Origin of the sequence: Embleya sp. NPDC127516, from assembly GCF_044765325.1 — a bacterium.
Classification (GTDB): Bacteria; Actinomycetota; Actinomycetes; order Streptomycetales; family Streptomycetaceae; genus Embleya.
Genome location: NZ_JBIWJT010000004.1, coordinates 522,898 through 534,659 on the forward strand (window position 1 = coordinate 522,898; position 11,762 = coordinate 534,659).

At 68.5% G+C, this 11,762-nt stretch carries 9 protein-coding genes; 6 read left to right on the top strand and 3 right to left on the bottom strand.

What is annotated here, in order from left to right:
• Positions 1 to 46: 46 nt before the first annotated feature.
• The 5 genes from ACIRL2_RS10305 (at position 47) to ACIRL2_RS10325 (ending at position 3,936) form a co-directional block, all read left to right on the top strand.
• Complete coding sequence (locus ACIRL2_RS10305; RefSeq protein ID WP_402231455.1) at positions 47 to 574, top strand: DUF3995 domain-containing protein; 528 nt, start codon at positions 47 to 49, stop codon at positions 572 to 574.
• Between the two features lie 281 nt (positions 575 to 855).
• The gene (locus ACIRL2_RS10310; RefSeq protein WP_331771136.1) at positions 856 to 1,296 is read left to right on the top strand and encodes an RNA polymerase sigma factor; all 441 of its coding nucleotides are present in this window, start codon (positions 856 to 858) and stop codon (positions 1,294 to 1,296) included.
• Entirely contained in the window at positions 1,293 to 1,799 is a 507-nt protein-coding gene (locus tag ACIRL2_RS10315; protein WP_395859047.1) for a hypothetical protein, read from the top strand. Before ACIRL2_RS10310 ends, ACIRL2_RS10315 begins: the two co-directional genes overlap by 4 nt.
• Positions 1,800 to 2,297: 498 nt before the next feature.
• Positions 2,298 to 3,425, top strand: coding sequence for an MFS transporter (locus ACIRL2_RS10320; RefSeq protein WP_402231457.1), 1,128 nt, complete (start codon positions 2,298 to 2,300; stop codon positions 3,423 to 3,425).
• Between the two features lie 106 nt (positions 3,426 to 3,531).
• On the top strand, positions 3,532 to 3,936 hold the full coding sequence (locus tag ACIRL2_RS10325) for a RidA family protein (protein ID WP_402231459.1): 405 nt from the start codon (positions 3,532 to 3,534) through the stop codon (positions 3,934 to 3,936).
• Positions 3,937 to 4,283: 347 nt separating this feature from the next.
• Here the strand turns inward: ACIRL2_RS10325 and ACIRL2_RS10330 are convergent, their stop codons facing one another.
• Entirely contained in the window at positions 4,284 to 4,862 is a 579-nt protein-coding gene (locus ACIRL2_RS10330) for a GNAT family N-acetyltransferase (protein WP_402231461.1), read from the bottom strand.
• Between the two features lie 192 nt (positions 4,863 to 5,054).
• Positions 5,055 to 6,029 (bottom strand): helix-turn-helix transcriptional regulator, encoded by a 975-nt coding sequence (locus ACIRL2_RS10335; RefSeq protein ID WP_402231463.1) that lies wholly within the window; start codon positions 6,027 to 6,029, stop codon positions 5,055 to 5,057.
• Between the two features lie 140 nt (positions 6,030 to 6,169).
• Between ACIRL2_RS10335 and ACIRL2_RS10340 the strand changes: the two genes are divergently transcribed.
• The gene (locus ACIRL2_RS10340) at positions 6,170 to 6,565 is read left to right on the top strand and encodes a RidA family protein (protein ID WP_395859322.1); all 396 of its coding nucleotides are present in this window, start codon (positions 6,170 to 6,172) and stop codon (positions 6,563 to 6,565) included.
• A gap of 91 nt (positions 6,566 to 6,656) precedes the next feature.
• Here ACIRL2_RS10340 and ACIRL2_RS10345 read toward each other — a convergent pair whose 3' ends face one another.
• On the bottom strand, positions 6,657 to 7,484 hold the full coding sequence (locus ACIRL2_RS10345) for an SDR family oxidoreductase (RefSeq protein ID WP_402231465.1): 828 nt from the start codon (positions 7,482 to 7,484) through the stop codon (positions 6,657 to 6,659).
• Between the last annotated feature and the right edge of the window lie 4,278 nt (positions 7,485 to 11,762).

Here is an 11,762-nt window from a genome sequence, read left to right on the forward strand (position 1 = left end):
CGGGTCGACCAGCCGACAACCCGTCGGCCCCAGAAGGGACTTCGCCGTGCACATCACCAGCACCGCCACCGGAACCACAACACCGGGCGCCGCGGCACCCGGCAGCGCCGGCAGAAGACGCGCCGGTACCGCCGTCGCCGCACTGCTCACCGCCGACGCCCTGCTGCACGCGTTCTGGGCGGCCGGTCCGACCTGGCCCGCCGACAGCACCGAGGCGCTCTCCCAGGGACTCCTCAACGCAGACGTCCCGTTCACCCCACGCGTCCTGCTGCCGCTCTGCGCACTGCTCGGCACCGGTGCCGTCGGCGTGTACGCACACAGCCGCGACCGAGGCGGCCGGACCACCGCGCTCATCACCGCCGCGGTCGCCGCCGGACTCGCCGTCCGCGCGACGGTGGGCGTGGTGTGGGCATTGGGCATCGGAACCGACCCGGGCAGCACGTTCCACCGCCTCAACCTGATCGTCTACACGCCGGTATGCGTGGCGTTCGGATACGCGGCCGCCCGGCTCGCGCTCACCGGCTTCCGCCGCACGTCGCGTCGACTGCCCCGGACCGGGGTCACCGGGAGATGATCATCACCGTGCCGGATCGCCGAAGCGAAGACCGTCCAGCCCAGGACCGAACAGCCCGAAACCAACCAGCCGAGAACCAACCGACCCAAGACCGAACCACGGCAGACCGAACCACCGCAGACGCGAAACCCGAAGACCGAACAAGCCGAGACAAAACCACCCGAGACCGAACCACCCGCGAGCAAACGACGCGGGAGCAAACACCGAAAAGCCAAGCAACCGACCGTCGCACGCGCGGCGTCGCTCTCGCCCGCGCCGCCCGCCGCGGCGACACCATCGCGATGAGCGACCTGCTCGATCACCTGATCCCCTACGTCACCACCATCTGCGGCCCGATCGCCCTGGACGCCCGCCAGGACGCGGTCCAGGAAACCCTGGTCGTCGTCTTCCGCGCGCTGCGCACCCTGGACGAACCGGAAGCGCTGTACGGCTGGGTTCGCGCCATCGCGGCCCGCGAGGCGGTCCGCATCGCCCGCCGCGCAGGCCGCGACACCCCCGTCGAATCGACCGAACTCCCCGCACCGGGCGACCCCCAACTCGCCGCCGACATCAACGACGTACTGGCCAGGCTCTCCCCCGAGCACCGCGCCGTACTGGTCCTGCGCGACGTCGAGGGCCTGGACGAACAAACCGCCGCGGACCTGCTCGGCGTACCCGAAGGCACCGTCAAGTCCCGGCTGCATCGCGCCCGGGCCGGATTCCGAAGGATGTGGACGGCATGACCGAGCCACTCGACCCTCGCAGCGTCGAGTCCGGCAGCGTCGAGTCCGGCGCCATCGACCCCGGCCTGATCGACGCGGTCGGCCGTCTCCGGGCGCTGACCGCCGGCATCCCCGGCGCGCGCGTCGTCGAGGGCGTGATCCCGGCACCGTTCGCCGACGTCTGGGCCGTCATGGGTGACCTGGAGGACGGCTTCGGTCGGTTCCAACCGGACATGCGCCACGTACGGGTCACCCGGCGCGAAGGCGACCGCGTCGAGGCCCACGCGCGTAGCCGCTACGGCATGCGGGCCCGCTTCGACGGCATCCTGCGCCCGGGCTGGTGCTGGCTGCAAAGCCGATTCGTGATCATCGGCATGGCGGCCGTACCGGAAGGCGACACCACCCGGGTCGCCCTCACCGGCGGCGTACGAGTCCCCGGCCGAGCGGCCATCCTGCCCATCGGCACCGCTCGCGAACTACACCAAGCCCTGACCCGCCTGAACCAAACCATCACCACCCCCTGACTCCCAAGCCACCGCCCCCCGAGAAGCAAAATCATGGACCGGAGGTGCGAGTGAGGAGAGGAGGGAGGAGGCGAGTGGGCCGGATCCGAAGCGAGGCTTGAATTCTGGACAGCGAAGATCCAGAATAAAACCACGACGGCACGGCATTGGCTTCCCACTTCCGTGGATCCGCCGACCCGGGGAACCGTGCCCGCATCTCTCTCATCAAGGGATGTCCGACGACTTAGATTCTGGATATCAAACATCGTGAATAAGCAGATCTCGAACCCCCGCCCCCACACCGACTCCCGGCTCGAATCCCGAGGCCGGTCCGAAACGAAACCCCGAGCCAGTACCGAAACCCGACCCCGGTCCCATCCCGACACACCCTCGCAACCACCACCTCCCACGCCACCTCCCCACTCGCTCACGCCACCTCCATCTCCATCTCCATCTCCCCCGTCGATGCTCCGCGCCTGGCTCGCCGTCGGTGCGGTCGCGCTCGGGATCTTCTCCCTCATGACTTCCGAGCTGCTGCCGGTCGGCCTCCTGACCCCGGTCGGAACCACGCTGGACGTCTCCGAGGGCACGGCCGGCCTGATGGTCACCGCCCCCGGAATCGTCGCCGCGTTCGCCGCTCCCGTGATCGCCGTGACCGCCGGCCGGCTGGATCGCCGCGCACTGCTCGCGGCGCTGATCGCCCTCGTCGGCATCGCCAACCTGGCCTGCGCGACGGCGCCGAACTTCGCGGTGGTCCTGGTCGCCCGCGTACTGGTCGGCGTGGGCGTCGGCGGCTTCTGGGCGATCGCGGGCGGCCTGGCCCTGCGCCTGGTGCCCCCGGCACAGGTCGCCCGAGCCACCGCCGTGGTCTTCGGCGGCGTCTCCACCGCCTCCGTACTGGGTGTCCCGGCAGGCACCTTCATGGGCGAACTCACCGGCTGGCGCGCCGCCTTCGCTGCCGTCGGCGCGTTGGGCCTCGTCGCGCTCGTGGTCCTGGTGTTCCTGCTGCCACCGCTGCCCACGGAAGCCTCCGCCCGGCGGATGACGTTCCGCGACCTGTCCCGGCTCGGCCGCGACAACCCCGGCGTACGAGCGGGGCTGGCGCTCACGTTCCTGCTGATCACCGGCCACTTCGTCGCGTACACCTTCGTCCGCCCCATCCTGCGGGACGTGGCCGGCGTCGACGACGGCCTGATCGGTGTCCTGCTCCTCGGCTACGGCGTGGCCGGTGTCGCCGGCAACTTCGCGGCGGGCACCCGAGCCTCCCGCGACGCCCGGCGCACGCTCCTCGCGATCACCACCACCCTGACCGTGGCCCTGACCCTGCTCGCCCTCCTGCACGACGTCCCGGCAGCCGGCATCGCCCTGCTGATCGTGTGGGGCTTCGCCTACGGCGGCGCACCCGTGAGCCTGCAGACCTGGATGCTCACTGCGGCGCCGAAGGCCACCGAAGCGGCAACGTCCCTGTTCGTCGCCGTCTTCAACCTGTCCATCGCCCTCGGCGCCCTCCTCGGCGCCCTCGCCGTCGACAACATCGCCACCGCCGCTGCCCCGTGGCTGGGCACCGCGCTCGCTCTCCTCACCGCCCTGACCGCAGCCGCCGCCCGCCGCCCGACCGCGGACCGATGGCGCCTCACCGACCGATGACGCCTCACCCACCGCACGAACAACCCGTTCCGAACAACCAGCTCCGAACGACCGGTTCTTGAAACACCGACTCCGGAACCACCATCACACCAGGGAGAACCAGACCATGAGCGGCTCCATCACCATCACCAACCCGGCCGACCTGCACAACCCGGTGGCATTCGGCTACAGCCACGTCGTCGACGCGCCCAATCCCGACCTGGTCTTCATCGCCGGCCAGTACGGCTCCGACCAGACCGGCGCGGTCGAATCATCGGGCTTCGCAGCCCAGGTGGAACGCTCCTTCGCCAATCTGGGCACCGCGTTGGCCGCAGCGGGCCTGGGCTTCCAGGACGTGGCCCGCCTCGGCACGTACATCGTCGACCACGACCACGCAAAGCTCGAAGCGCTCCTCACGGTGATCACCCGCATCTGGGGTGACAAGCCCCCGGCCCAAACCCTCCTCGGTGTCGCCGCCCTGGCGCTGCCCGACATGCTCTTCGAAGTCGACGCACTCGCCGTCCGCCGCTGACAGTCCGAGTCCAATTGGACTCACCCGAACCTGCGAAGCCGTGGCCCGGCACCCCTGGGGGTGTCGGGCCACGCACGCTCAGGACGGGCCACCCGACCAAGCACGACCAAAGGACCAGGCCCACGAGGCACCCGCGCGGCGGCGTGCCTACCCCGATACGGATCGCCCTCACGAGCCCCGGCCCGATCGAGCACGCGGGCGACGCCACGAACACGCCCTCCAGGGTGTGGCCATCGAGACCGCACACCACGGCAGCCGTCTCCGTCCCACGACAATCCGTCTGGCGCCCATGGGGACGTCGCGTTGGCCGCGAAAGGACAGGAACCGAGCGCGACGGGCCCGGTATTTCAGGGGCGGCGAGTGCCGTCGACGGGCGGCGTCGGACGGTTCAGCCGCCAGATCACGTCGATCCCGGTGCCGGCAGGCGCTACGGGTGGCCTCGCCTGTTCACGCCGGATTTCGGTGAAGCCCAATCGGCGCGGTATGGCGGCGCTGGAGATGTTGGCCAAGTCGTGTGCGATCTCCAGGTATTCCACGTCCGGCAGGGTGAACATCTCGGCTATCAGGGCCGCGGTCGCCCTCGTGGCGATGCCCTGTCCGGTGGCGGCAGGGTGCAGCCAATACCCCATGCGCCGCCCCTGGGGCTCGGTCCCGCGGGAGGTCTGGCACATGCCGACGGGGGTGCCGTCCTTGGCGATGGCGTAGTTGTACACGTCACCGCTCTCCCACCTCGCCTCGGACTTCGCCAGGAGGCCGCGGGTTGTCTCCTCACTGTGGCCGGCGACCCACGGCTCCCAGGGACGCAGATGCTCCAGAGACTCCTCGATCAACGTGAAAGCGGAAGCGAAGTCGCTCTCCCCCCGCCAGCCTCGCAGAACAAAGTCTCCACATTCGATGATCCGACTCGGTTGCGCCATGACGGCCATGATCGTTCGCAGACCGACTCCCCGCAACGAAGTACGGAAGAACCACGACCCGTTCCAGCCCCATCCGCACGAGCGCCCGCGCGAGGAGAAGCCGAGCGACGCCGCGCTGCTCGAAGCCCGGCCACCAGGCGCGAGTCGATGTCGAACGAGCCGGATACGGCGGGCAACGAGCAGCTCGCTGGAGCCTTCGGCTCAGAGAGAGTCTCCGTAGCGGGTGGCCATCGCGGCGGCACGGTTGCGGAGGGCGATCCGCAGCGCTTGCGGGGCCAGGGCTTCCGCGTCCATGCCGAGCTGCCACAGGGCCCATTCGGCGTGTCGTGAATCCTGGAACGTCACTTCCAGCCGCAACCGGCCATCCGCGTCGGTTTCCTCGGCGAGGACGGCCAGCGCGGTGCCCACCAGCTCCTCCCGTCGCGCCGGGTTCACCCTTAGCAACACGGCGACTTGGTCGCCGCCGGTCCGGAACCGCGTGCTGCGTTCCTGCCAGGCCCGGTCCAGATCGACCCGGTCCGGCCGCTGTGCCGCTTCGGGGAGTTCCTCGGCGGCCAATACCCGCGACAGCCGGTAGGTGCGGTCCGCGCCGGATCTTGTGGCCAGCAAATAGCCCCGGTCGCGTACGGTGACCAGGCCGATCGGGTCCACCGTGCGCCACTGTGGCTCCTGGCCGGTGGCCGCGTAGTGGATGCGCAGCTTGTGTCCGGCGAGCACCGCGCGCCGGATCTCGATCATTGTGCTGTCGGGTACGTCATCGGCGGCCAGCCGGCGTGAGAGCAGGTCGGTCTCCGGGTCGACGAGAAATCGCTGGGCAGCGTCGCTCGCGGTGGCCCGGTGCCCCTCAGGCAGCGCGTCGACCACCTTCCGCATGGCCGACGCGAGCGCCGAGCCGAGACCGAATACCAGCTCGCCGCGCCCCGATCCGGCGGTCAACAGGGCCAGGGCCTCGTCGTGGTTCAGCCCGGTGAGCTCGGTCCGGAAACCGGGCAACAACGCGAAACCGCCGTGCCGGCCGCGCTCGGCGTAGACCGGAACGCCGGCCCCGGACAGCGCCTCGATATCGCGCAGCACGGTGCGGGTGGATACCCCCAACTCGCGGGCCAGCGTGTCCGCGGTCAACCGACCACGCTGGCGCAGCAGTAGCACCAGCGAAACCAATCGGTCGGCGCGCATGCGAGAACTCTAACCAAATACATGACCAAGGGTGTCGTGATTTGTTGAGAGGCTCGTCAATGCGACGTCGAAACCGGCGGCTACCGAGCCGATGGACGTACGCACTCCCCATGAAGCGAATCGAATGGAGCCACGAAGCAATGGAACGAACGGCGGTCAACCCGGTGGCATGGTCGGTGGACATGGGGTTCAACCAGGGCGAGGTCGTCTCCGGACACACACGGACCCTGTACATTTCGGGGCAGACCGCGATGAGTGGCGACGGCAAGCCCCAGCATGACGGTGACATGGCCGCGCAGTTGGCGTTGAGCATCGACAACCTGGAGGCCGTACTCGGCGAGGCCGGCATGTCCCTCGCGAACCTGATCCGGCTCAACGTCTACACGACCGACGTCGATCTGCTTTTCCGGCACTACGGCGAACTGGCGGCGCGATTGGGCGCCGCCGGGGTGGCGCCGACCACCACGATGCTCGGGGTGACGCGACTGGCGATCCCCGGCCAGATGGTCGAACTCGAGGGAACCGCCGTCGCGTGATGTGACTTCGCCGCCCCTGCTGCCCGTGCCGGTCGAACCGGCACGGGCAGCAGGGGCGCGGATGGCCCGGGGCGTGGAAAAGGCGTACGAGTCACTGCTCGCGGCGTAGGAAGTCGCGGGCGCCGCGCAGCGTGGTGTGCAACGTGCGTTGCGTCCGGGTGCTGTCCAAGCGGACGTCCAGTGGGCCCGGGGGACCGGTGTCGGCGCGGCGGCCTGCGGTCAGTTGGGCGTGGTCCAGTCCGTCTCGGTCGGCGATCAGGACACCGAGTTCATGGCGGCTGATCGCGTCCGACCCGGCGAGATGGCACACGCCTGTGTGATCGGAGGTGGTCAGCTCGAGAAGGGCCTGGGCGAGGTCGGTGCCATGAACGGGGCACCGAATGTCATCGGTGAACAGCACGCCATCTCGTCGCCCGGCGGCCAGATCGTGGATGAGCGCCTCGTGCTCGGAATCACCTTCGCCGATGATCAACGAGGTACGGGCGATGACGGCGGCCGGCGCGAGTATCCGGATCGCTGTTTCGGCCGCAGCCTTCGCGGCTCCGTAAGGGGTAATCGGATCCGGTGTGGCGGATTCGTCATAGCGGATGGCGGCGCCGGAGAAGACGGCGTCACTGGATACGTGCACCAGTCGGCCTCCCTGCCGGGTGACGGCCATCGCCAGGCCGATCGCGCCATCGGCCGTAGTTGCCCAGTCGGCCTTGCGAGACGCCGCGTTGATGACGACGTCCGGCCGGGCCCGCGCGAGCGCCAACGTGATCTCCTCGCTGTGGCGCAGGTCCAGGGGCAGCCAGTGAACACCGGGGATGTCACCTGCGGTGGTCGCGAAGGTTGCCGTCACGGCGTGTCCGGTTGTCACTGCCTGCTGGGCCAGTTCGCGGCCGAGGAAGCCACTGCCACCTACGATCAGGATGTTCATGATCCGCCACGTTAGGATCCCACGTTGCGTCACGTCATCCGGTTGCCGGGACGATCCGACGATCCGCGGAGCCGGCCCCGGCGCTCGAGGGACCAAATCGGCTACTCGGCCACATCGGATCAAGCCAGGCACCCTCTCGGCCTCCCGGACAAGGCTCTGACCTGCGATGATGCGTCAGATGGCGCTCTGAGGGCCTGATTTGAGGAAACGCAGGGAATCACACCGGGCATCAACAGATCGCGCCGCACGCGGGAATTCGAACAAAAGCCCAGGTCAGAGGGGGTCTGCGGGCTGGTGATCGGGTTTCTTCCATGACTCTCAGCGAAGGAACACGATCTCGCGCGCCGGCCTGAACGTGTTGCCGGGTTTGCCGCCGAACTTCGTTGTCGCAGGTGCCGGCGTTCGGGCAGCAACAACCGGTGGACGCCGAAGCAATCCTGATCCCAGATCCATGTACGCGCGTTTCGCGGTGCGCGACGTTGAGAACGTCCTTCCGCCCCTCGGTACCGAGCCGCGGTCGGCTCACTGTTGTCATCCCGCTCCGGCCGGCGTTGTTGAGACGAACCGCTGGGCACGGAGTCTTTCGGGCGAGCCGCTGCCGCGGGACCGGCCCCTCGACCTTGCCGGCGATCGGGCGGTTGCCCTCGTCAACCTTGCTGCGGCCGTGACCTCCCGCAGAATGCAGGGTGCGGGTTGCGGCGCCGGCGGGGGTTGGCGCCGGCGGGGGTTGCGGTGCGTCCGACCCCGGGCCGGGGTTCGTGGTTTGGGTGCCCGAGCGTGCGCGCCCTCGGCGTAACCCGGAGCTCTGCCGGCTGGAGGCGCGTGGATGCGCTCGATCATGGCTCCGGTGGTGGGCCGGAAGAGGTCGAGCAATGGGGGAGTGGACCGGAGTAGCCGGGCAATGGGCCGCCGCCGCAAGCCGCGTCTGTCTTGTCCGGGGCGGGTACGGGCGATGGCAATGGTGGTGGCGGTGCCGGCGACAGAGCCGTCGTTGTTCGAACGGACCTTGCCGGCTGGGCCCTGCGGGTGGCTTACCGCATGGCTGTGCGCGGATTTGCGCACCCTGTTCACGCTGAAGGAGCCTCCCGCGATGTAGCGAGGCAGGCTCGTGGGTGGCATTTCGGGTACCTGGTCTGCTCGTCTGGGCGCGTCAAGGTGGGATGCGTACGCAGGCTGATGATGGCTTTCCCATCAAGAACAGTCCTCGTGCACTCATTTCTCGGGGTTCGGAGGGGGAGCCGGACTCGCGTAGTCTTCAGCCGTGACCTCGGCGGGGAGAGCTTCGTGGTCCTGAAGCACGTCGTCTGGCGACGCTCCGACGGCAGCCTTTGGGTGTTTTTGGCCGTGGGGCTTCGGCGATATGTACTGCCCGAGGCTGGGGCTGCGAGGTCGGCAGGCGTGTGCGCTGCCACGTTGGAGTGGACACTCGAAGGCCGACGTGGTGAAGGGTAGGGCTAGCCGTTCGCCTCTGGCTTCCAGTGGACACTGACGGACGATCGATCGGCACCTGTCGATACTTTCTTCTGGTACTCGAGGGACGACCCACGTAGTCGGGACAACGGAGCTTGGGCCCAACTGCCAGGTGCATATATGGCCTCTGACCTGGCAATTTCACAAGTTCACAACTCATGCAACGGAGATTGTTGCGGCACTTGGAGCGAAGTATGTGTCATGAGATGGTGCGCATCATATTCATAGAGATGTTCGCCAAGCTGCATGAGCGTAAGTGCGCGTACATGTTCGTGTAGATGTTCAATGTGATGAAGCGGGGTATGTTCGGAACACTGCAACACTAAAACGGCGGCTGTGCGGGCGGGTGTGCGGGCGTCTGTTGCGCTGGATGTGCGGGTGGATGCTTGGACGTGTGGATGTGTCTGTGGATCTGCGGTCGGGCGCACGGATCAATGGGTGGACCTACGGTCGGGCGTGCGTATCTGTCTACGGATGCACGGCTCTATGAGTGTCGCAATGGGTGGGCAGACGTTCGGTCGGATGTATCGGTGGATGGCTGGATGTAGGTGTGGGCGTTGCTGTGGCTGTGCCTGTGTGCGGGTGGATGGTCGGCTGTAGGGGTGGATGTACGAATGGCTGGGCGTTCGGGTGGAACGACGGTTGTGCGGATGGATCACCGTGTGTGCGGATGGATCGATCGACAGATGCACGGGTGTTCGGGCCGGTGTGCGGTTGGATGGGCGTGTGTTTGGGTGGACAGCTGGAGGGATGTGCCTTCGGGCAGAACGCTGGATGAATGTGCGGGCGGTCGGCCGAAACGACGGGTGGGCGGATAAGTGGGTCTGCGGCTCGATGGCTGCCTCGGTGGGCGGGCGAGTGACCGTGCGTGCGTATGCCTGGACGGGCGGGTGTTGGGTGGGACGGGCGTGCGGATGGATGGGCATGCGGACGGAACGAACGACGGATGGACCTGCGGTCGGATGGATCGACCTACGGACGGAGCGACATACGGACGGAACGATGCTCGGGTGCACAGCCGGCTGGGTGCACGTGCGGGTGGGCGGACGTGTGGAGCGATGGCCGGGCGGAGGGATCGATCTACGGCCGGCCGGCTCGCTCTTCCTGACCGGCGGTGGGTCTGCGGTCGGAACGACGGGCGGATGGCCGACCGGGTCTGCGTACGGGCCGGTCGGTCGGCTGGTCCATGGGCCGTCGGGCGGACGGTCGCCCCTCCGGACGGGCCTGCGTACGGCCCGATCCGACAGTCTTGCGAGCAACCGGCCTTGCGACCAACCGGCCAACGGATCTCGGAACGGCCGATGCGATGTGCGGCCGACTCGATGTGCGGCCGATGCGGCGGAACGCCCGAGCGACGCCGCACGCGAACGACCGACAGCCGAAGGGGTACACGTTCGGGTCGGCCATCGACTCGGCGGACGGCCGACACACGCAAGCGCACGACGCGCGTGTGGCACCACGGCCGGGACGGCCTCTCAACGCCTCTGTGGCGGCCCGGACGGGCGGAACGCACATCCGCGCATGCGGGCGACCGTCCTACGGCCCACACGCTCGACAGAGCGCTCCGCCCAGCGCACAACGACGGGCTCGACCGGCGGGCGGAACGACCGACCGACGTACCGACGCCTGGGCGAGCGGCCGGATAACGCGACGGAACGGCGCGCGAGCAGGACGGCGGGCGGACCGACCGGCGTCGGGTCGAACCGATCACCGGGCGGAACGACGGGCGGTCGACATGTGCAAGCGCGGATGGCATGACGGTCGCGTTGGTGATGGGACGGCGTGGGGTGGTCGAGCGTGTGGGTTCCGCGTCCACCGGGCCGGGCCGATCGCGCCCCGGCCATGGCGGGGCGGCAGCATGCTCGGTCCGCGACCGCGCCCGGCCCTTGCGTCAACAGCCGCTCGGGAGCTTCCGGGAACAACGGCCGGCCTGCCCGGCTGCGGATCGAGCGTGGTGCGACTTCGCCGCAGGCCGAGGCGCATCCGGCAGGCCGTCGCTCGGCCGGCTTGGCGACTGGTTCCGAGATTCACTCACCCGTCGGCGCGCGCGTGGGCGGACCCGGGACCCACACGATCGAACGCGCTCGCCCCGTCCCATCACCAAATTGCCGGGTACCGCACCACCCCCGGAAGCCATCCGGCTGTGCCGGCCACCCCGCCAACCCGGCGGAACCGCACCCGTGTTGCGCGGTGCCCGTCGCGACCGCCGGAGTCGCGACACGCCCGACCGGGCCCTCTCTCGGGTGATTTCGGGGGCCCGGTCGAGGAGTGGTCGAGGGGCGGCATGCTGCGGCGGTGGGGTGGGGGTGTCACTCGACCGGTCAATCAGGGGCTTGGGTGCGGGATGAGGCGTCCGTCCGGGGGGTGGGTGCCGGCCCGTTCGGGGGGTGTCCGAGGGATCGCCCAGGTCGACGATTCGGCCTGTGTCTCGATATGTCGAACGGGTGCCTCATAAATCGAGAGTTCGATCGGCAATTCGTGCGCCAAAAGAGTCTGTTGGGGGCGCTGATTCGCCCGACCAAACGGGTTAACCGGGACATACGGGTGGGTTTTTCGAGTGTCACAGTGAATTTTGGGATTCCGCTGCTAACCTGACAGACAAAACTTAGGTCGGACCCCTCAAGGACGTCTTGAAGGTTCTGCCCGCTAGATCCTGGTTCGTTGCGTTTTCGGGCTTCCGACGGAAGTATCGAGCAGCTACCCCGGAGGTACGTCGTCTTCCCTGTCAGGTGCAGTGGACGGCTCTGACAGGCCACCGGGCAGAAACCCGGCTCCCGCAGGCGTTCGGCCGCTCTACCTGGAGAGGAC